The 19990-nt window shown below is 70.0% G+C and carries 17 protein-coding genes; 8 read left to right on the top strand and 9 right to left on the bottom strand.

Annotation, left to right across the window (positions count from 1 at the left end):
• Positions 1-32: 32 nt before the first annotated feature.
• Positions 33-203: a hypothetical protein gene (locus CCN33_RS33510; RefSeq protein ID WP_208621737.1), complete on the bottom strand. Its 171-nt coding sequence runs from the start codon at positions 201-203 to the stop codon at positions 33-35.
• Between the two features lie 879 nt (positions 204-1082).
• Here CCN33_RS33510 and CCN33_RS12930 point away from each other — a divergent pair.
• Positions 1083-2561 (top strand): hypothetical protein, encoded by a 1479-nt coding sequence (locus CCN33_RS12930; RefSeq protein WP_140394526.1) that lies wholly within the window; start codon positions 1083-1085, stop codon positions 2559-2561.
• Positions 2562-2625: 64 nt separating this feature from the next.
• Here the strand turns inward: CCN33_RS12930 and CCN33_RS12925 are convergent, their stop codons facing one another.
• On the bottom strand, positions 2626-2829 hold the full coding sequence (locus CCN33_RS12925; RefSeq protein WP_244173779.1) for a hypothetical protein: 204 nt from the start codon (positions 2827-2829) through the stop codon (positions 2626-2628).
• Positions 2830-3463: 634 nt separating this feature from the next.
• Between CCN33_RS12925 and CCN33_RS12920 the strand changes: the two genes are divergently transcribed.
• Together CCN33_RS12920 and CCN33_RS12915 are read left to right on the top strand one after the other, a co-directional pair.
• The gene (locus tag CCN33_RS12920; protein WP_086693779.1) at positions 3464-4747 is read left to right on the top strand and encodes an MFS transporter; all 1284 of its coding nucleotides are present in this window, start codon (positions 3464-3466) and stop codon (positions 4745-4747) included.
• A 431-nt stretch (positions 4748-5178) separates the two neighbouring features.
• Positions 5179-5754, top strand: a complete 576-nt coding sequence (locus tag CCN33_RS12915; RefSeq protein ID WP_086693776.1) for a hypothetical protein — start codon at positions 5179-5181, stop codon at positions 5752-5754.
• Between the two features lie 444 nt (positions 5755-6198).
• Here CCN33_RS12915 and CCN33_RS12910 read toward each other — a convergent pair whose 3' ends face one another.
• A complete protein-coding gene (locus CCN33_RS12910) occupies positions 6199-7047 on the bottom strand; it encodes a helix-turn-helix transcriptional regulator (protein WP_086693775.1) in 849 nt (282 codons plus the stop codon).
• 136 nt (positions 7048-7183) lie between these two features.
• Between CCN33_RS12910 and CCN33_RS12905 the strand changes: the two genes are divergently transcribed.
• Positions 7184-8038 (top strand): NAD-dependent epimerase/dehydratase family protein, encoded by an 855-nt coding sequence (locus CCN33_RS12905; RefSeq protein ID WP_086693774.1) that lies wholly within the window; start codon positions 7184-7186, stop codon positions 8036-8038.
• 202 nt (positions 8039-8240) lie between these two features.
• Here the strand turns inward: CCN33_RS12905 and CCN33_RS12900 are convergent, their stop codons facing one another.
• Both CCN33_RS12900 and CCN33_RS12895 read right to left on the bottom strand, forming a co-directional pair.
• Positions 8241-9149: an NAD-dependent epimerase/dehydratase family protein gene (locus CCN33_RS12900; protein WP_086693773.1), complete on the bottom strand. Its 909-nt coding sequence runs from the start codon at positions 9147-9149 to the stop codon at positions 8241-8243.
• 12 nt (positions 9150-9161) lie between these two features.
• Complete coding sequence (locus CCN33_RS12895; RefSeq protein WP_086693772.1) at positions 9162-9914, bottom strand: SDR family NAD(P)-dependent oxidoreductase; 753 nt, start codon at positions 9912-9914, stop codon at positions 9162-9164.
• Positions 9915-10045: 131 nt separating this feature from the next.
• On the opposite strand from CCN33_RS12895, the gene CCN33_RS12890 reads away from it, so the two are divergent.
• On the top strand, positions 10046-10552 hold the full coding sequence (locus CCN33_RS12890) for a MarR family winged helix-turn-helix transcriptional regulator (RefSeq protein ID WP_244173778.1): 507 nt from the start codon (positions 10046-10048) through the stop codon (positions 10550-10552).
• A gap of 714 nt (positions 10553-11266) precedes the next feature.
• Here CCN33_RS12890 and CCN33_RS12885 read toward each other — a convergent pair.
• Entirely contained in the window at positions 11267-12568 is a 1302-nt protein-coding gene (locus tag CCN33_RS12885) for a cytochrome P450 family protein (RefSeq protein ID WP_086693770.1), read from the bottom strand.
• A gap of 287 nt (positions 12569-12855) precedes the next feature.
• On the opposite strand from CCN33_RS12885, the gene CCN33_RS12880 reads away from it, so the two are divergent.
• The 3 genes from CCN33_RS12880 (at position 12856) to CCN33_RS12870 (ending at position 16040) form a co-directional block, all read left to right on the top strand.
• Entirely contained in the window at positions 12856-14478 is a 1623-nt protein-coding gene (locus CCN33_RS12880; protein WP_086693769.1) for an FAD-dependent oxidoreductase, read from the top strand.
• Between the two features lie 46 nt (positions 14479-14524).
• Positions 14525-15553, top strand: a complete 1029-nt coding sequence (locus tag CCN33_RS12875) for an amidohydrolase family protein (RefSeq protein WP_086693768.1) — start codon at positions 14525-14527, stop codon at positions 15551-15553.
• Between the two features lie 238 nt (positions 15554-15791).
• Complete coding sequence (locus tag CCN33_RS12870; RefSeq protein ID WP_140394525.1) at positions 15792-16040, top strand: hypothetical protein; 249 nt, start codon at positions 15792-15794, stop codon at positions 16038-16040.
• Positions 16041-16131: 91 nt separating this feature from the next.
• Here CCN33_RS12870 and CCN33_RS12865 read toward each other — a convergent pair whose 3' ends face one another.
• From CCN33_RS12865 to CCN33_RS12855, 3 genes are all read right to left on the bottom strand, one after another.
• Entirely contained in the window at positions 16132-17634 is a 1503-nt protein-coding gene (locus CCN33_RS12865) for an MFS transporter (RefSeq protein WP_086693766.1), read from the bottom strand.
• A gap of 315 nt (positions 17635-17949) precedes the next feature.
• Positions 17950-19290 (bottom strand): MFS transporter, encoded by a 1341-nt coding sequence (locus CCN33_RS12860; RefSeq protein ID WP_086693765.1) that lies wholly within the window; start codon positions 19288-19290, stop codon positions 17950-17952.
• Complete coding sequence (locus CCN33_RS12855; protein WP_086693764.1) at positions 19290-19907, bottom strand: ArsR/SmtB family transcription factor; 618 nt, start codon at positions 19905-19907, stop codon at positions 19290-19292. The genes CCN33_RS12860 and CCN33_RS12855 overlap by 1 nt, the downstream gene beginning before the upstream one ends.
• Positions 19908-19990: the final 83 nt, after the last annotated feature.

Below are 19990 nucleotides of genomic sequence, written 5' to 3'. Positions count from 1 at the left end.
CCCGGTGACCGGGATGCGGGAGTCCGTTCTGCTCAGCCGGGTGGTGGCGTAAACCTCGATGGCATCGCGCTGGTACGCGGCGAGACCGGGGGCGACGCCTTCGTACGCGGCGCGCCAGGCGTCGTTGTCCAGTCGTGCAGGGTCTCCTGATACTGGGCGGGCGTCATGCCCTCGAACAGGTTCTCCGGTCGGTTGATGGTCATGGCTCTGCCGTCCTTCCGACAGGCACTCCTGTGCTTCCCGACGCACCTTGGAAACGCCGTCGCCCCTCGTGAACAGAGCCGAGTCCATCCGGCGCCGTTGCCTGCCGGCGTGCCGCATCACCAGATGGCCGGACGAGGGTCTCTCCGTGGCGGTGAGAATTTGATCATTCTTGCCTCGACGGCCGGTGAAAGTGCGAAGTCTGCTGGGTAGTGTCGGTCTTCGCGTTCGACGGCGGGGACACAGTGGCGGCGGGGGCGGGCCACGTACTGTGCCGGCGCCCGGCATCGACCGGACGCGGTTCCGCTGGATCGCAGCCCTCCCAGCAAGGTCCGAACGCACTGTCGGGCGTCAGAGGCATGCCCGTCCGAGACAGGAGCTGCCATGGCACTGAAGATACCCGGACCACGAACCACCGCGGCCGTGTGCGCAGCGGCAACGGCGACGGTACTCGCGGTGGGCACCGCGCTGCCTGCCACCGCTGCGGGTTACACGGCGTCGGCCGGCCCCTTCGGTTCCGCGGTCGGTCTGTCCGGCGCCGGCAGCCAGCAGAGCCTGATCGACGTCAAGGTGGCGGGGAACGGCACCGCGTTCGCCCTTTGGCGCAACAAGGCTGCCGGTGCCACCACATGGGACATCCAGGCTTCTGTCAGGCCTGCGAGCAGCAACACGTGGTCGGCTCCCCACACCCTGTTCACGAGCGACAACCAGACCGCCCCGGCCACGCTCACGGTGACCGCCGATGGGCATGCCGACGCGGCCTGGACGACCGGCAGCTACACCGACGGCTCGCTGGCCGCCGTCTCGGTCGGCTGGGACCGGCGACGGGCCGGTGGTCGGATCCGGTCACGCTCACGTCCTACGCCGGAATGGACCTGTCGATGCCTCAGTTGGCCGCGGCGGCGGACGGCACCGTCACGGCCGTATGGGTGCAGGGCGACGGAGGCTGGAACTACGAGGCGATGACGGCCACGCTCGCCCCCGGTGCGACGGCCTGGTCGACGCCTCACCGTCTGGGAACCTTCTCCGACGGCTTCATCGAGCAGTTCTCCCTCGCGGTGGCCCCCGACGGAGCGGCCACGACGGTCTGGGACGCCTGGGACAGGACCACTGACTCCAACGTCGATTCCGTCGTGACCCGGGCCACTGCCGGCGGAGACTGGAGCACCCCGGCCGCCCTGCCGGGGACGGACGCCAAGTCCACCGACGTCCAGGTGTCGATGTCCGCCGGGGGCGCCACCACCGTCCTGTTCCAGAGTGCCACCAACGGGGTCGAGACGCTGAAGTCCCTCACCAGAGCCTCTCCGGCCGACACTTGGGGATCCCCCCAGACCGCCGTGCCGATCGTCCAGGACAACGACGACAGCGGCCCCCTCACCGCCCCCAACGGGGACATCACCTACGTGTGGGCGGGCTGGACCGGTAGCGCAGGCATGCCGATCGTGCAGGCCGTCACCCGCAGCGCGAGCACGGGCGTCTGGTCCGCTCCGAAGACGCTGTCCACCGGTTACGTCGACTGGCAGGTGGACGCGTCCATCGGGGCGGACGGGACCGTACACGTCGTGTGGCCGCAGACACCCGGCATGGACAACGGCAACGACCACTACCTGGAGTGGGCCGTCCGCACCGGCGGTTCCTGGAGCAAGGCCACCGCGCTCAACGCCACACCGGTCGCGGACGTCCCCGACATGGACGCCCTGACGGGCGAAGTGGCGACAGGACCGGACGGCCGGGCCACCGTGCTGGGACGCACCGCCCTGTACGCCCCTGGTTCCTCCGACCGCTACACCTCACAGGTGTGGAGCCGGTCGCAGACCCTGCTGACGAAGCCGAGCATCACCAAGCAGCCAACGGTGACCGGCACCGCCCGTACCGGGTCCAAGCTGACCTGCTCCGCCGCCTGGGCCGGCTACAACGCGACCGCCACATGGTCATGGCTGCGTGACGGCAAGACCGTCTCCGGCGCCACCGGTACCACCCGCACCCTGATCCCGGACGATTACGCCCACAAGATCGCATGCCGGATCACGGTCAGCAACGGTGCCGGTACGGTCAACTCCACGGCACAAGCCGTCACAGTCGCCGCCGGCCCTGCCCTGAAGGCCACCAAGGCGCCTTCTCTCAGCGGTACCGCCAAGGTCGCCTACCGCCTGACCGCCGCACACGGCACCTGGTCGCCGACGGCCACCTCGTACACCTACACCTGGAAACGCAACGGGAAGGCCGTCACCGGGGCTACCAAGTCCACCTACCTGCTGGTGAAGGCCGACAAGGGCCAAAAGGTCACGGTGACGGTGACCGCCCACCGTTACGGCTGGACCAATGGATCGGCCACCACCGCATCGGTCACGGTGCACTGAGGGAAGCTGCGCCCTGCGAGGCCGATTCAGCGGCGGACAGAGGAGAGTGGCGCGGGGCAGCTCGCTACTGCGCGGCAGGGTGGCCGTAGTCGTCGAGAAGGGGGCTGTGGCGTTCGGTGAGGGGGCCGACGCCCAGGTCTTCACGCATGAGCGTGCGCATCTTGGCGGCTGCTTTGCCGCGTGCCTCCCAGCGGGCGCGATCCTCCGGACCGCCGTCGGCAGCGCCGTCGGCGTATCCGTCGCAGATGCGTCGCAGGGAGTGGAACACGCTGTTGGAGGCCTGGACGACGGGACACGCCCGGGCGCGAGTAACGCGCCCCACTCGTGTAAAAGACCGCCCGTACGGGCAGTTGGGAGGGATCGGGCGTATCGGACGCCCCACAGGGTAGGTGAGTCATGCACCGGCCCCGCAGGCCCAGCAGTGGAACCCTGCTCCTCCTGTCTGCGGGGCCGCTGCACGCGTCTGCCGCCCGTGGTGTCGAACATGGGCAAAGCGGCGTCAGCCAACCCCCAGTGACGCCGTCCCCACGGGCCCGGCCGGCGCCTGGGCCGAGCCGACTCGGGCGCCCAGCGTGCGACCACATGTGAAGCAGAGGATCCCGGTTCAGTGGTGATCTTGTGAACGTGTACCGCCACCCGTAACGTGCGGGCCCCGCAGCGCGCTGAACAGAATGCCTCCCGGCGGATCACGCTGCTTGCATGCCAAGGGAGTTACGCGGGCGATGCCAAGACAGGTGCGGGCTCGTTCACACCCCCCGGTGGCGGGGCCGCCCGTGTGGACCTCGCAGCGCACCGTCATGCCGCGCCCATGGTTGGGGGGACTGTGACGTTCTCCTCAGCGTGAGCAGCGGACAATGCCCCAGCCGTCCGTCCACGCCCGCCCAGTGAAGGCCCCCCACGTCTTGAACGTATCCCCGCACGAGGCCCAGCCGGCCGGTCGGCACGCCGCCATCCCCACAGGCAGCCTGTTCCGGCAGATCTACGCACCACGCATCTGCGACGGCCTCGCCTACTCCATGTCCACCTATGCCATGCCTCTCGTCGTGCTGGCCACCACCGGCTCCGCGTCTCTGACGGGCCTGGCCTTCGCGCTGGAGTGGATACCTCGGGTGGCCGCGTTCGGCTTCGCGGGCGCCCTGGTGGACCGCAGTGGCGCGGCGATCGTGTCCTTCCTCGCCTCGTTCACCCGCGCCCTGTTGGTGGCGGGCGCCGCTGCCGCGCTGGTCGCACTGCCGCCGGGTGCGGTCGAGACCGTCACCGTCATGGCACTGGCCGCCGTGACGGGGGCGCTGACACAGTTCAGCTTCATCGCCAACGAGGCGGTCGGCGCCATCGTCAGCCGCCGCACCGACAGGCAGGCCCACAAGGTGCAGTCGGTGCTGATCGGCATCGACCAGACCGCCACCGTCATCGGCCCGGCTCTGGGCGGTCTTCTGCTGCTCACCGGCCCGACTCTCATGCTGGCGTGCCTGAGCGTGCTGTCCTTCCTGGCCGCCGCACTCGCGCTGCAGACACCGCCCACTCCTCTGCGTGCCGCACGCCACGGGGGACCGGCGCCGGGCGGCGGCCTGCGGGAAGGATGGCGGACCCTGCGCTCGCTGCCGTCCCTGCGACGGCTGGTGGCCGGACTGGCCTGCTCCAACCTCATGCTCGGACTGCTGCAATCGGCCAGCCCCATCATCGTGGAGGACCGGTTCGGCCGCTCCCCGGCCGCCGCCGGCGCGCTCTGGTCCATCGCCGCTGTTCTCACCTTGGCCGCGGTCGCCTGCTGCCGGGCGGGTCTCGACCGGCTCGGCCTGTGGGGGATCGGCGTCATCAGCGCATCCGTCGCGGCTGCCGCCTGCCTTGCCGTGCCGCAGGCCCTCTCCTACCCCGGCTACGTGACCCTCGTGGCCCTCTTCATGGCCGCCGACGGAGGACTTACCGTCGTCCTGCGCACCGTCCGTTCGCAGGTCATCCCACCTGCGGCCTTCGGCACGACCCTGTCCCTGACCGTCCTGTTCCTGCTGCTGCCGTTCCCTGTCGCGGGCGTGTTGCTCGCCCTCACTCCGCCGCCGTACCTGGACGGGCTCATCGGCGCGTGCGCCGTGGTGCAGGCGCTCGCTCTGCTCGTCACCTTCCTGCGCCTGCGCAATGATCCGATCCTTCGAGCCAGGACATCGCCGGCCCGCCACGAGGCCGCCTGAACTGGCCGTTTACCTGGCTGGAACGGCGGTGCCGAACGCATCCCCCAGGCACCGCCGGCACCGTCAGAAACTGTTTCCACGACTGCTCTTCCCCTGGGCCGTGGCGGGCAGATGCCGCGCTGTGCGGCCCGTCGCCGGGCTCTGGCGCTGCCCCGGCTAGCACGGCTCCGTTGATCGGGTCCGCAGCGACTCGCCGTGATTACGCGAGTGAGAAGGCGTCAGAATGTCACCTGGAAGGCTTAATAGTATGTCAATCGGATTTGTAGTCATGTGATGTGATGTTCCATCAGTTTCTGAAAAGGGCCCAAGAATGCCCTGTTTGGAGCTGAGTCCTGATCTTCCGATATGCCGGTCATGTCGGCTGTAGGTAAGTTCATTCACGAGCCGGTCCGACGGGTCGGCGCCCTCTCTGTGCGACAGGAGATCGTGAGATGAAGCTTCGTTCCACCGTGATCACCGCTGCTGTGTCGGCTGCCGCGGCCATGGCTGCGACCGGTATCACGTACGCCTCGGCCGCCCCTGCTGCGGCGCCGCAGGAGGCCCCGGCCGCCGTCGCCGCCGCCTCCGGCGGCAGCGGGCAGGGCGGGACCGCCAAGGGCAACCCGGGCGGCAACAGCAGCAGCAACGGCAACAGCAACAGCAAGGGCAACGAGGGCAAGGGCAACGAGGGCAACGACTGGGACGACGACGACGACAACAACGAGGGCGGTGGCGGCGACTACAAGGGCCGCATCCAGATCAACGAGCGTTCGTACTCCACGCACCCCGGTGACTGCATCACCGTGGTCAGCGGCCTGGGTGCGAAGACCCTGAACGTCCGCAACGAGAGCCGCAAGGCCGTCGAGGTCTTCCGCGGGGCCGTCTGCGACAACGGCGCTCCCATCGCCACCGTCGGCCCGCACAGCTCCAGCTACGGCGTGAAGCCGGGCTGGAGCGAGGGCATCGACATCGACAACGGTGTGGTGGCCAGCTTCCGTGTCGTCAAGCGCCACCACGACGACTACTAGGCCGTAACCGAGCACATGCTGTGAGCCCCGGCCCGCCGGAATCGGGCCGGGGTCCCAGTTTGGCCCATGCGCGTGGCGGCCACCTCCGCCACGTCCCTGCGGGTGCCGGACGCCGGGCGCGCGGCGTCCGGCACCCGCGCGGCCGTATCCCCCTGTTACCGGCCCGCTCACCTGCGGTGTTGTGCCCGCGGGTGGGGGTTCTCAGCCGCAGCTCCCGGCTGTGTGCCCGGCGCTTTTCCGGTCCGCAAACGGGTGAACGACATGATCATCCGCCTGGCGGAAGATGCGAACGACTGCACCCACCTCCTGGACCGCCTCACCGTCAGGCTGACCCCTGGCTCGTACGCCAGGCCCGCTGGGAGACGAACGGCCACCTCAAGGAGCCCGTCGACCCGACCCGGCTCACCTGCACGGCAGACAGGGCGCTCGAAGGCACGCTCGTGGTCAGGAGCCTGTCGGCGTCAGCTCCTGCAAGCCCACCACCCGCAGCAGCTGCAAGCGCTCGTAGGACTCCGTGCCCGGCCGTGCCGTGTGGACAACGAGCTGCTGGTTGTGGTCGGAGTTGACGAGGTTCTCGCAGTCGAGCTCGAGGACGCCGATCGCAGGGTGCCGGAAGCGCTTCGTGGAGGCGCGGCGTACGGCGACCTCGTGTTCGTCCCAGAGGTGTGCGAACTCCGCGCTCGTGGCGCGTAGTTCGGCGACGAGGGCGGCGGGTTCGGGGTCCGTGGGGCGGGCCGAGGCCACCGCTCGCAGGCCGGCCACCTGCTCGCGGGCGCGCTCCGGGCGGTCCTCGGACGGGAACAGCTCCTGGACTACCGGGTCCAGGAAGAAGCGGCGGATCAGGTTGCGTTCTCGGGGCGGTCGGGCCAGTACGTCTCCGCTGAGCGCCCGCGACAGCGCGTTCTGGGCCAGGACCTCGCCGCAGTCGGTCACCACCATCGCCGGGGTGTCATGCAGCCGGTCCAGCACCAGGAGCAGACCCGGGCGCACGTGGGTGCTGGTCTCCTCCCGGCGCGGCGGTTGTTCACCGGTGAGGTGGAAGAGATGGTCGCGTTCGTCCTCCGTCAGGCGCAGGGCGCGGGCCAGCGCGGTGAGCATCTGGCGGGACGGACGCGGGCCGCGGGACTGTTCGAGTCGCGTGTAGTAGTCCACGGACATGCCGGCCAGCTGGGCCACCTCCTCGCGGCGCAGCCCCGGCGTACGGCGGCGGGCGCCGGCCGCGAGGCCCACGTCGGAGGGGACCAGGCGGGCGCGAGCGCGGCGCAGGAAGTCGGCGAGTTCGACTCGGTTCACCTCTCCAGGGTGCGCGGGACGGGCCGGCTTATCCAGGGACTCCCGGTCCCCTGATGAAGAGGTCTCTCCCCCTCGTCTCCGCATCCGCCGAGGCTGGTCGTCGACCACAGGCGACGCAGTGCGTGAGGAGCACATCATGCTGACTTTGGTGACCGGTACGACGGGACAGGTCGGACGCCGCTTCGTGCCGAGGCTGCTGGCCCAGCAGCGGCCGGGCGAGCAGGTGCGCGTCCTGGTTCGGGACGCTGCCCGCGGCGAGCGCTTCGCGGAACTGGGCGCCCAGGTCGCCGTAGGAGACATGCGCGAGGAGGAGACACTCGGCAAGGCGCTCACCGGCGTGGACGCCGTCGTGAACGTCGCCGCCTCCTTCCGCGGGGTGCCGGACGAGGAGGCATGGGCCGTCAACCGGGACGCCGCGGTGGCCCTGGGCCGCGCCGCGCAGGCCTTGGGAGTGGAGCGGTTCGTGCAGGTCAGCACAAACAACGTGTACGGCGTCGGACGTGGCCGCCCGCTGACCGAGGAGGACGAGAGCCGGCCGGGCGGCGCGATGTGGGGTGCCTACCCCGAGTCCAAGGCGGAGGCCGAGCGCGAACTGCTCGCGCTCGAGGGTCTGGACGTACGCATCGGACGGCTCCCCTTCGTCTACGGCGAGGGCGACCCGCACCTCGCCGACGTCCTGCACTGGGCTGACCGTTGGGCGCCGCACCAGCGCCTGCAGATGGCCCACCACGCGGACGTCGCCCAGGGACTGATGCGCCTGCTGTACGCGCCGGGCATCGCCGGCCGGATCTACAACATCGCCGACGACGCCCCCGTCACGACGGTCGAGCTCTATCAGCTCAACGGCGTCGAGGTGCCCGCAGGGCTCCACGAGCTCACAGACCCCGACCCGTGGCTCGGGATCACGTCCAACCAGCGCATCCGCCGGGAACTCGGCTTCCGGCCGATCTACCCGAGCGTCTGGACGGCCCGGGACGCCGGAGCCCTGTGACGCCACCGCGCCCGGCCAAGGCCGGTTGGTGTCGATCTGCTGCACGGTGAAGCCGTCGGGAAGCCAGTCGGCAGTGCTCATGGCAGAGGCCTTTCGTCGGAGAAGTGGTCGAGCAGGTGTACTGAGAAAAGGCCGTATCGAGGCCCTTCGGGGTGCGTGGCTCCGCCGCCGCGGGTGACGCGTGGCGATGGCGAAGTCGTGGTTACCCGGCGGGGGTGGCAAGGCGGCGCAGGCGTTCTTCACCGATCGTGGTCAGCATGTCGGTGTGCTCGGGCTGCCAGCCGAGGTCCTGCTGTGCGCGGACGGCGCGGATGCGGCCGGAGACGGACATGACGAGGGCGCCGAATTCGCCCCACACATCGGCTGCCTCCTTCGGGGTGAGGCTGCGTGCCTCGACGCCGAGGTCGGCGGCGACGCGTTCGGCGATCCAGCGGTTGGGGGCCTCTCCGGCCACGGCGTGGTACAGCCCGCCGGGCCGGCCCTTTTCCAGGGCGAGGGAGAACAGGCGGGTCACGTCGTCGATGTGGACGTGGCTGTAGGTGTTCAGCCCTTCGCCGACGTAGCAGCCCGCCCCTGTCGCGGCGACCGACCGGTAGACCATCGACACGTGACCGTGATCGCCCGGTCCCCAGATCAGACCGGGCCGGACGACCATCGCGCGCAGGCCGTTCTGGGCGGCGGCCCGGACGGTGTCCTCGGCGGCCTTGCGGTAGGCGGCCAGGGGGTCGGGTGTGACCGGGTAGTCCTCGGTGAAGACGTCCGGGCTCCAGGCGCCCGCGGTGCGCTGTACCAGCACTCCGCTGCCGGACAGGAAGAGCAGTGTCTTGTCCGTGCCGGTCAGGGCCCGGACGAGGTCCTGGACGGTCGCGGTCTCCTGTTCCGGTCCGGCATGGGCGGCGTAGACGACCGTGTCGGCGTCTTCGGCCGCTTCGATGAGGGTGGGGCGGTGCTCGTCCAGATCGCCTGCCACGGAGGTGATGCCCTGGAAGGCGAGGGTGGCGGCGGCGCTCTGGGTGCGGGCCAGGCCGGTGACCTTGTTGCCTTGGGCGGACAGGTGCCGGGCGAGGGCGCCGCCGACGAAGCCGGTGGCTCCGATGATGAATATCTTCATGCTGAGGCTCCGTCAGGAGGGCAGGGCGCTGAGCTCACCGCCGTCGGCGAACAGGACGGCGCCGTTGACGTAGGAGCTGGCCGGGCTCACCAGGAAGGAGACGATCTCGGCGATCTCGCCGGGGTCTCCGGCGCGGCCACGGGCGGTGGCCTTGTCCAGCATCGCGGTGTGCTCGCCGAGCATGGCCTTGGTGCCCTCGGTGTGCACGGGGCCGGGTGAGACGGTGTTGACCCGCACGCCGGACGGGCCGAACTCGGTCGCCCAGTAGCGGGTGAGGATCTCGGCCCCCGCCTTGGAGGCGCCGTAGGCGGCGCCGATGGGAGCGGGCATACGGGCCGCGCTGGAGCCGACGATCACGATCGAGCCCTGGCCGCGCTCGGCCATACCGGGCGCCAGCGCGCCGACCAGGAGGAACGGGGCGCGCGCGTTGACCGCGACCTGCCGGTCGAAGCTCGCGGCGTCGGTCATCGCGGTCGGGGCGAACTCGTACAGGCCCGCGCTGTTGACCAGGATGTCCACCGCTCCGGCCTCGGCGGCCAGGCGCAGCGTGTCCTCGGCGTCGGTGAGGTCCGCGGCGATGAAACGGGCACTGCCGCCCTCTGCCGCGATCTGCTTGACCAGGGCATCGCCCCGGCCCTGATCGCGGCCGTGCAGGACGACGTCCGCGCCCTGGACGGCCAGGCTCCGCGCGATGGCCTTTCCGATACCCGAAGTGGCTCCGGTCACGAGTGCGGTGCGGCCCTGCAAAACGGTGCTGGTGGTCATGGTGATCTTCCTTGCCGTGGTGCGTTCGGCGCGGACGGGTTTCGTCGGCGCCCTTCCGGCATCCACTATGCATCGCAGATGTTCTGTTAGCAAGAACATCTGTCGCTGCGCGTATGGAGTACGATGTGCGGGTGAATGAATCCGCGTCCCAGAACAAGAAGCCGCGGGCCGAGGCCGAATCCCTGGCGCTGGACACCGACTTGGGCTGGGCGATCCGCATGGTCTCCACGGCGTTCCGCCGCGTCGCCACCGACTCGGTCGCAGACCTGCCCGGCGGAGCACGCGGCTACCTGGTCCTGGTCGCCCTGGCCGGCGGCAACGAGCCGCCGTCACAGCTCGCCCTGGCCAAAGAGGTGAGTCTCGACCGCACCGTGATGACCTACCTCCTCGACGACCTCGAAGCCCATGACCTGGTGACCCGCAAGCCCGACCCCCGCGACCGTCGCGCCCGCCAGGTCCTCATCACCGACACCGGACGCGCCCGCCTCGCGCAGGTACGCGAAAGCCTCGGCGCCGCCGAAGCGCGCCTCCTCACCGACCTCGACCCCAAGGACACCGAGCACCTGCGGACGCTGCTCGCCCGCGTCGCACAGACCGCGCAGCGCGAAGTCCTCGCCTCCGGCGAAGGGGAGTGCTGAGGGGTGTCCGCAAAGTAGCGTCGTCTGCTCGGAGGGCAGGGCTCGCGGTGTCTGGTGCGTGCGAGGCGGAGGGTCGACCTGTCACGCGTGCTGGTCAGGAAGCAGGCGACGTCGTGGACAATCGACGTCGCCCCCCGCCTCGTGGTGTCGGGCGCCGGCACTGGCACCGCCGCGCCGACGGACGTGGTCAACACGTTCCAGAATTAGGCGACGGGAGGTTGTCCTGACTCCAGCTACGTCAACGCCGACCGGACCAATGCATGCGGGACGCCGGTGCAGAACTGGAACGTGCACAAGCGGATCCGCCGGGATCTCCGCGACCCCGCGTACTCGGGAATCTCCACGGCCTCGATCGCCGCGCGCTGGGGAGTACACGACTCCAAACACCTCGGCAGGGCCCTGAAACGCGAGTTCGGCGAATCCGTCAGCGACCTACGCCGAGGCTGAAAGGTCTGCGCAGCTGGGGGAGAGGCCCGAGAGGGACCGCAAAACGTCCGGTGCCGCTGGTGCCATGACCGAGCGTCACAGCAACTCGCCCACCCGCGTGGGGAGGGAGGACCCGATGGGTCATCAGCAGCAAACCGTTCGTCCTCTGTGGGGCTCGCAAGCCCTCCCTGTTGCGGACGAGCGACGTTCGAACGCGCCGCGACCCCGGCGCCGCGCCGGCCGTACCAGCAGCGCGCTTCGCCGGGGTCGCGGGCTACGCCCGTGATGTCACGCGATGTCGACCATCCCGGCCACGTCGTCCAGCAGCTGGGAGGGGTCCAGGACGATGGGCAGCTCGGTCAGGCCCCGGAAGGCGGGGAAGGGGACGGTGAGCCACTGGGCCTCGCCCGGCGGCAGGGCCAGGGAGAGGTCCGGGAAGCGACGGAAGAGCGAGGCCAGGGCGATCTGCATCTCCATCCTCGCCAGCGGTGCGCCGAGGCAGTAGTGCGGCCCCGTGCCGAAGCCCAGGTGGTTGCTCTGCACACCCGCCCGGGTGATGTCGAAGGTGTCGGGGCTCTCGAACGCAGCGGCGTCCCGGTTGGCCGAGGTGACCGCGATCTGCACCAGCGAACCCTTGGGAATGAGCGTCCCCCCGATGGTGATGTCCTCGAGGGCGTGGCGGAAGGTCGCGTTCTCCACCGAGCCCTCGTAGCGGATGATCTCCTCGATCGCGTTCGGGAGGAGGTCGGGTGAGTCGATCACCTGCCTGAGCTGCTCGGGATGGGTGAGCAGGGTGTAGACGGCGTTGCCGATGAGGTACGCGGTCGTCTTGTGGCCCGCGAACAGCAGCACCCACAGCGTGGACAGCAACTCACCGTCCGTCAGCGACTCCTGCTCGTCCCGGGTCTGGATGAGGACGCTGAGCAGATCGTCCTCAGGGGCCTTGCGCTTACGGGCGATCAGGACCTCGAAGTACTCCCGGAGGGTGTTCTCCGCCTCGGCCAGCCGGTCCTTGTCCTTCTTGCTGAAACCAGTGCGCGCCACGACGCTGCACCACTTCTGGACCTCCTGCCGCTCCTCCTCGGGGACACCGATGAGTTCGCAGATCACCTGTAGGGGCAGCGGGAAGGCGAAGGCGGACAGCAGGTCGACGGGCTGCTGCGTGGAGCAGTCGTCGAGCAGTGTGTCGGTGAGCTCCTGGATCCGTGGGCGCAACGCCTCGATACGGCGGGGGACGAACGCCTTGCTGACGATCCGGCGCAGCCGCGAGTGCTTCGGCGGGTCGGCGAACAGCATGTTGTCGTCCAGGGCGATGGAGGAGTCGCCGAAGATGGACCGGTAGGCGTCGATGGCCGCGTACATGTCCTTGCTGATCCTCGGATCGGCCAGGGCGGCCTTCGCGTCCTCGAACCGGGTGATCAGGTACGAGTCCACACCGTGCGGCGGGGTGATGCGGCAGACCGGCGCGTTCTCTCGCAAGTGCTGGTAGAGGGGGTGCGGGTTGGCCCGGTACGCCGGGCAACCACGGGATGCCGCGTCCACCGCCCGAGCTGTCTCGTCCGCGGTCTCCTGCTCCTGCATCTGAGTCATCGACGGCCCCTCTTCTCTCTTCCCACGGTGGCACGTATCGGCTGCAACGCTGGAATGCATTGACGCCACTCGGAACCGGAAAACGCGATTCACCCTGACGCGGACCTATGTCGTCGGCACGGCACGGAAGCGGAAAAAGCAGTGCGCCGTACGGGGGAAGGCTCGATTGCCGACCCCCGGGGCCTGTGACAGGTTCGGAGCCAGGGTCGCCATGCATACGAATCGCTGCCCGAACTACCGCTGCGTCACTTGAAGGAGGACGGGCCGTGGACACGCGCGAAAAAGAAATGGTGCCGGTACTGATCGTGGGCGGTTCGCTCGTCGGACTGTCCGCGTCGGTGTTTCTGGGAAGACTGGGCGTCAGCCATATGGTCGCCGAACGCCGGGCCGCCACTTCCGAACACCCCCGGGGCCGGGGGAACAACATGCGGACCATGGAGTTGTTCCGCACGGCCGGCCTGGAAGCGGACATCAGAAAGGCCGCGGCCAATCTGTCCGGCAATCACGGCATCATGCAGACGGACAAACTGTCGGGCGGTCAGAGCCGATGGCTCTCGGCCCGGCTCACCGGCGGGAAGCCCCCCGAGAAGGACCTGTGTTCCACCCTGCGGTGCGCGTGCAGCCAGAACGACCTGGAGCCGGTCCTGCTGGACCACGCCCGTCGACTGGGCGGGGACGTGCGCTTCGGGACGGAGCTGGTCTCCTTCACCGAGGACCGGGACGGCGTGACCTGCGAGCTGCGCGAACGGGAGAGCGGCCGGACGTACACGATGCGCACGGCCTACCTCCTGGCGGCCGACGGACCGCGCAGCCCCGTGCGCGAGCGGCTGGGCATCGGACAGAGCGGAGGGGGCGACCTGTTCCACAACGTCAGCGTCACCTTCCGCAGCAAGCTCCTGAGCGAGGTGGTGGGCGACCAGCGCTTCCTCGTCTGCTACCTGAACGGGACGGAGGGCGACGGGGTCCTGCTGCCCGTCGACAACGAGGAGAAGTGGGTCTTCCACATCCCGTGGTTCCCCGAGCGCGGCCAGACGCTCGAGCACTTCACCGACACCCGCATCGCGGACCACGTCAGGGCCGCCGCCGGCGTACGGGACCTGGACGTCGAGGTCACCGGGCGCGCCCCGTGGCACGCGGCGGACCGGGTCGCCGACCGCTACCGGCAGGGCCGCGTCTTCCTCATCGGTGACTCGGCCCACGAGATGCCCCCCACCGGCGCGTTCGGATCCAACACGGGCATCCAGGACGCCCACAACCTGGCCTGGAAGATCACCGCGGTACTGCACGGCTGGGCGGGAGAGGGCCTGCTGGACAGCTACGAGAACGAACGGCGGCCCGTCGCCCTGGCCACGATCGCCCGTGCCATCGAGCAGGCGGCACGCGAGGAGCACCCCGGTTACGCCGCCGCGCAGGGCGCGAACCAGAGCACGGACCTGATGACCGTGGCCCTCGGCTACCGCTACCTCTCCACGGCCGTGTCCGGCGCGGACACCGAAGCGCCGACCATCCCGGAAACGCTCCGCCTCCAGGCCGACCCCGGCACCCGCGCCCCGCACATGACCGTCGTCCACAACGGGGACACCAAGTCGACCATCGACCTGTACGAGCGGTCCTTCGTCCTGCTCTGCGGACTTCCGGACGGGCCGTGGCCGTCGGCCGCCCAGGCCGCGGCGGCCAAGCTCGGCGTCCCCCTGGTGTCCTACCGGGCCGGCGCCGGCCCGGACTTCGACCTCGACACCTCGCCCGCCCTCGACGCCGGTGCCGAGGACTGGGCCGCCACGCACGGCGTCACCCCGCAGGGCGCGGTGCTCGTGCGCCCCGACGGAATGGTCGCCTGGCGCTCCGGCGACCTCCCCGCGAACCCCGAGGACGAGTTGACGCACGTTCTGCAAGGCCTCCTCAGCCGCTGATCCCGTCTCCGACGCCCTCGACCGTTCCACCACCGGGAGCCCCTCCATGCCCCAAGCCGCCGAGACCACCGACCTGCAAGCTCCGGGCGACACAGCCCTGGGCACCGCACTGAGCGCCGACGACGCCCGGCACGAACGAATAGACGTCCACCACCACTACACCGCCCCCGAATGGGTGCGGTGGGCCGAGGCGAACGGGTTCGCGAACCGTGACAGCCTGCCGCCGTGGACCCGGTGGGACGAGGCCGCCGCCCTGGACCTGATGGACCGGACCGGCACGCGCACCAGCATCCTCACCGTCGCCATGCTGGGACGCTTCCAGGACGCCGGGACACGCAAGGAGAGCGCGAAGGTCGCCCTTGAGGCCGCCGGCGACCTGACCGTCCGGCACCCCGGCCGCTTCGCCTTCTTCACACCCGTCTTCCTCGACGACGCCGAACTCTCCCGCTGGTCCGTCACCCACGGGATGGACCAGCTCGGCGCGGTGGGCGTCAGCGCGCGCACCAGCACGGGCAGCACGTATCTGGGCGACCCCGGGCTCGACCCGATCATGGCGGAGCTCGACGAACGCGCCGCCGTGATCAGCACGCATCCCATGCAGGTGAACCCCTCGGGCGCCCCCGACGGTGTACCGCCGTTCGTGTGCGACTTCCTCATGGACACGACCCGCGCCGCACTGAGCCTGATCATGAACGGCACTCTGGACCGTTTCCCGCGGCTCACGTTCATCCTCCCGCACGGCGGCGGGTACCTCCCCTACATCGCGAGCCGGATCGAGGTCTTCGGGCGCCAGCTCGTCCCCGCCGTCGACCCCGGCCGCGTCCGCGACTACCTGCACCGCTTCTACTACGACACGGCCGCGCCCATGTCCCCGTCGGCCACCCCCACTCTCCTGGCCGCCGCGGGTTCCTCCCGCATCCTCTACGGCAGCGACTGGCCGCCGACCCCCACCCGCGTGGTCGCCGAGGTGACGACTCCCGCTCTGGACAGGGATCCCGCGCTCGGCGACCTGGAGCGCGGTCACATCAACCGCGGGAACGCCCTGCGTCTCCTGCCCGCCCTCGCGCCGGCCTGAGCACGCCCGGGCCGTCCTCGTACCGCTTGAGCGAGTGCCGCGGAGGAACGCCGCCCGCCTCGCTCGACGCTCGGACCGACATCGGCCGTGCGGCTCGTCCCACCGAGCCGCACGGCCGACGCGCGGGTACCCGGCCGTGTACCGGTGATGTCGGAGTAGCAGCGGTGGCAGCCCTGTCCGGCCGTACCTAGGCTCGCTAGCGAAAACGACGCCGCGGGAAGGACGCAGAATGCCTCAGTTGGACGAGAAAGAGATCCACGTCAGCGCGATCGATACGGCGCACCAACCCCGAACGCCCGCGAGCGCATTGCGTTCCGCCGTGAGGGAAACCATGCTGCTGCCGGTGTTCCTGGTCCTCACCGCCATGATGGTGGCATTGTGGCTCATGGGCATGCCCTTCATGCAGGCCCTGACCATTTCGACCGCGGTGAAGATTACGATGGTCCTGTTCGAAACGCGTCGGCGGCCCCGCACGGCGAAGAGTTGACGCGCGGCGTTAATCCTTAGGGGAATGCTCCTGGGTTGGGGCACCTCTACCTGGGGAGCCGGGCGGCGCACTTCCGTTGTCCCGCCCGGCCTCAGGCCCCGCGGCCCGCCTTCTCGCCGGCCCCGCTCTCCCCGAGGTCCCGCGGCACAGCGGCCGCAAGGCCGTCGCGTCCCGGATGCGCCCGGCGCTCGCGCAGGTCGGCCAACGCAAGGACCAGGGCGACGAGGATGATCGCCGTGGCGGTGAGCAACCCCAGCTGAAGGGCTGTCGTGGAGCGGCCGTGGTTGGCGACGTGCGCGAAATAGACGGAGCCGACCACGGCGATACCGGCGGCCGATCCGATGCGCTGCCCGGTCTGCAGCACCCCGCCCGCCGCACCGGCACGTCGTACCGGCACGAGAGTGAGTGTGAGGGTGGTGTTGGGCGAGACCGTGAGTCCGGACCCGATTCCCCCGATGAGCAGCGGCAGCGCCATGGCCCAGCCCACGCCGTCCCCGGGCGCCAGCTGAACGGCGACGACGACACCGAGCAATCCGAGAGCCACCGCGCTCAGACCGATGACGACCAGGCTGCGGCCGTAGCGCATCACCAGCCGGCCCCCGATGGCCGCGCCGACCGCCGAAGCGGCCGCGAAGGGCAGGATCGTCACCCCTGCGGCGAGCGCGCTGTATCCCGCGGTGTTCTGCAGGAACAGGGACAGGACGAAGAAGATGGTGGTCAGCCCGGCGAAGAACATGAGGCTGATCAGAGCGCCGAGGGTGAAGGAGCGCAGGGAGAACAGCCCGAGGTCGACCAGCGGTGTCTTCCCCCGGCGGCCCTGCGTCCTCTCCCACGCCCAGAAGGCTCCCAGCAGCAGTGCGGCCACCGGAATCAGCAGCCACTTCGCCCGCCCCTGCCACTGCTGCTCCTGCACCAGGGGCAGCAGCAGCGCGAGTACGCCCGCGCCGAGCAGCAGTACGCCGAACGGGTCGAACTTCTCCCGGCGGACGTCCGGCACCGGGAGACGGGGCAACAGCCGGTTCCCCGCGACCAGGGCCGCCACCCCGATCGGCACGTTGACGAAGAAGATCCAGCGCCATCCGTCGGCCGTGCCGAACGCGTGGATCAGCAGTCCGCCCGCCAGCGGGCCCACCGCGGTGGAGACGGCGACGACGCTGCCGTGGAAGCCGAACGCCCGGGCTCGCTCGGCACCTTGGAACATCTGCTGGATCAGCCCCGAGGTCTGCGGTGCGACCACACCGGCGGCCGCACCCTGGATCAGCCGGCACACCACCAGCCAGGTGGGGCCGGTGGCGAGGCCACACGCCACCGACGCGGCCGTGAACACGGCGAGGCCGAACAACAGCGCCTGGCGGCGGCCCCGTAGGTCACCCAGTCGTCCGGCCGGTGCCAGCGCGAGCCCGAAAGCGAGGGCGTACCCAGACACCACCCAGGACTGGGTGGCTTCGGAGGCACCGAGCCCGCGCTCCATGGAAGGCAGCGCCACGTTCACGATCGAGACGTCGAGCAGCGAGATGAATCCCGCGGTCAGACAGACCCCGAGCGCTTTCCACCGCCGGTCGTCGAGAGCGGGCCGGGCCATTTCTGTGGTCATGTGATCACGCTATGCAGTCGAAGCCGGTCCCACCAGCCGGGAAAGTCACCCGAGCACTTCCTGGCTTCCGCCGGCGTCGCGGCAGCCCTCAACAGCCCTCGCCGCCTGACCCGCTGGGGTGCGAGGTCAGCCGGCTGACGGCGTCAGAGGGTCCGGTCGGGAAAATGTCTCCGACTAGGGGAGCCCGTCCCTTGTGGCGATGATCTGACGCACCCGCAGGCCGATCGTCCCTCGTGGCGCACACACCGAGCTACCGTACCGAGCAGCCCTTCGGGCAGGCAGGGCCTCGCGAGCATGGGGCTCCGCTGGGGGACCTCACGGCACGCGTGAGGCAGACTCCGCCGGGGTGACGTGCGGACTCCGCTCGGCTCGTTTCCCATCGCGCCGGCGGTCCATCTCGCGCCATTCCGGGCGCAGGCCCGTGAGGTTGGTCGTCAGGAAATACACGGCGCCCGTGATCAGGAGCGCGGGCGTGAGACCCGTTCCCGCCACCACGGCGCCCGCCAGGAGCCCGCCCAGGGGAATGCCGGCCCAGGTGATGGCGTCGCCGATGCCCTGCGCCCTGCCCATCAGGTCGGGGGGTATTCGCTCATACGTGACGGCACCGATGATCGGGTTGATGAAGCCACCCCCCAGGCCGCCCATGCCTATCACCGTCGCCACGCACCACAGCGGCGCGTCCGCCGTCAGGATCAGGAACCGCGGCGCCCCGGTGACGAGCCAGCCGAGGAAGAACACCGGCCGGCGCCGCAGCCGATGGGCCACCGCCGCGGCGACGAGGCTGCCGACCGTCGCCGTGACGCTGAACGACGCCAGCACCAGCCCGATCGTGGCAGGACCGTACCCCGACCCCGCGGCCCAGACCGGAACCAGTACGGCCACATACGCGGCGTCCAGCAGATTGGTGACCCCGAGCATGGCGTAGAGCGCCAGCAGTATCGGCTGCCCGCGCAGAAACGCGAAGCCCTGCCGCAGGCTGTGCCAGTAGCCCCCGTGGGCATCGTGCCCGGCCTCTTCCTCCCCCTTCCCGACGGGGTGTTTCTGCGGCCGCCCCATGCCGCCGGGCAACGCTACGGCGATGATCAGCGAACCCAGCGCGAAGCAGGCGGCGTTGACGCCCAGCCCGACCATGGGGCCCACCACCCCCACCAGAGCGCCTCCGGCGGCAGGCCCCACGGTTCCCGCCAGTCGATCGAACACGCCCTGCAGCCCGGTCGCCCGCTCCAGCGGCACCCGGCTGAGTTCGGCCGCCTGCGGAATCATGACGTCCTTCGCCAGGTCCCCGGGGCTGCGGACCGTGCCGATGACCGCGACCAGGGCCAGCAAGCCTCCGAAGGAAAGCAGGCCTTCGGCGTGCAGCAGGACAATCAGCAGGGCGGCAGCCGCACTGACAACATCCGCGATCCAGGAGATCCGGCGGGGCCCGATCCGGTCCACAGGCGGCCCGGCGAAGGCCTTGACCACCACATAGGGGCCCATCTCGCAGAACGCGACCAGACCGGTCTGCGTGGCGCTGCCGGTCGTGACCAGCACGAACCACGGGATGGCGATGGCCGAGATCCTGGTACCGCTGTGTGCGACCAGCAGTGCCGCGAGAACCCCTCCGAGCGGCCGTAACCGCCCCCGGCCGGCGCCTTCGGTCTGTTCGTGGCGCATCAGTCCTCCTCCCGTGGGGGGATGTCGCCTTCCGGCAGCACCTGGAAGTTCACCCAGACCCGCTCGGTTTCCTGGGGGTCCTCCGTACCCGAAGCCCGCGGGTACCGGTCGATCACGGCCCGGATCTCGCTGCGCAACTCCTGGGCCTGCGCGGGGGTGAGCCGTAGCGTGGCGTCACTCATGTCGAATACCTCCCGCCACGGCCGGGGGAGTGTCTGCAGACCGTTGAGCCCTTGCTGGGTGCGCAGGACGTACGCGCTGTGCACCGACCGCAGGTAGGCCAGCGCCGCCTCCGGCTCCCGCTCGGCGAGATCCTCATGGTTGAAGCGCGTCAGCTGGTGGACCGAACGCCACCACCGTTCCCGTGCGTTCCCCCTCCCGGTGTCCTCCGCCACGAAGCCGGCCGCGGCGAGCCGGCGCAGGTGGTAGCTCGCCGTACCGGAATTCACGTCCAGCCGCTCCGCGAGGCGGGTTGCCGTCGACGGGCCGTGCTTCCGCAGCAGCCCGACCAACTGCACGCGCACCGGATGCGCCAGGGCACGCAGCCCCTTGGCATCCAGGACAACCGAGTTCTCTTCGCCGTCCGGGGCATCCGGCCTCTCCGCTGCATCTGCCATGCGACGTACGGTATTCCGCAAAGACTTCTTCGCAAAGAGTTCTTCGCGAAGAAGTCTTTGCGGTTCAGTCGCCGACCTCCCCG

The sequence above is a fragment of the Streptomyces recifensis genome (assembly GCF_002154615.1).
Classification (GTDB): domain Bacteria; phylum Actinomycetota; class Actinomycetes; order Streptomycetales; family Streptomycetaceae; genus Streptomyces; species Streptomyces griseoluteus.
This window is presented reverse-complemented; position numbering and strand designations above follow the sequence as displayed.

Excerpts from the sequence above, each read along its gene's own strand:
- CCN33_RS33510 (WP_208621737.1), bottom strand. The coding sequence starts at position 203 with ATGACCATCAACCGACCGGAGAACCTGTTCGAGGGCATGACGCCCGCC.
- CCN33_RS12930 (WP_140394526.1), top strand. The coding sequence starts at position 1,083 with ATGCCTCAGTTGGCCGCGGCGGCGGACGGCACCGTCACGGCCGTATGG.
- CCN33_RS12915 (WP_086693776.1), top strand. The coding sequence starts at position 5,179 with ATGAAGCTTCGTTCCACCGTGATCACCGCTGCTGTGTCGGCTGCCGCG.
- CCN33_RS12905 (WP_086693774.1), top strand. The coding sequence starts at position 7,184 with ATGCTGACTTTGGTGACCGGTACGACGGGACAGGTCGGACGCCGCTTC.
- CCN33_RS12900 (WP_086693773.1), bottom strand. The coding sequence starts at position 9,149 with ATGAAGATATTCATCATCGGAGCCACCGGCTTCGTCGGCGGCGCCCTC.
- CCN33_RS12895 (WP_086693772.1), bottom strand. The coding sequence starts at position 9,914 with ATGACCACCAGCACCGTTTTGCAGGGCCGCACCGCACTCGTGACCGGA.
- CCN33_RS12885 (WP_086693770.1), bottom strand. The coding sequence starts at position 12,568 with ATGACTCAGATGCAGGAGCAGGAGACCGCGGACGAGACAGCTCGGGCG.
- CCN33_RS12880 (WP_086693769.1), top strand. The coding sequence starts at position 12,856 with ATGGTGCCGGTACTGATCGTGGGCGGTTCGCTCGTCGGACTGTCCGCG.
- CCN33_RS12875 (WP_086693768.1), top strand. The coding sequence starts at position 14,525 with ATGCCCCAAGCCGCCGAGACCACCGACCTGCAAGCTCCGGGCGACACA.
- CCN33_RS12865 (WP_086693766.1), bottom strand. The coding sequence starts at position 17,634 with ATGACCACAGAAATGGCCCGGCCCGCTCTCGACGACCGGCGGTGGAAA.
- CCN33_RS12860 (WP_086693765.1), bottom strand. The coding sequence starts at position 19,290 with ATGCGCCACGAACAGACCGAAGGCGCCGGCCGGGGGCGGTTACGGCCG.
- CCN33_RS12855 (WP_086693764.1), bottom strand. The coding sequence starts at position 19,907 with ATGGCAGATGCAGCGGAGAGGCCGGATGCCCCGGACGGCGAAGAGAAC.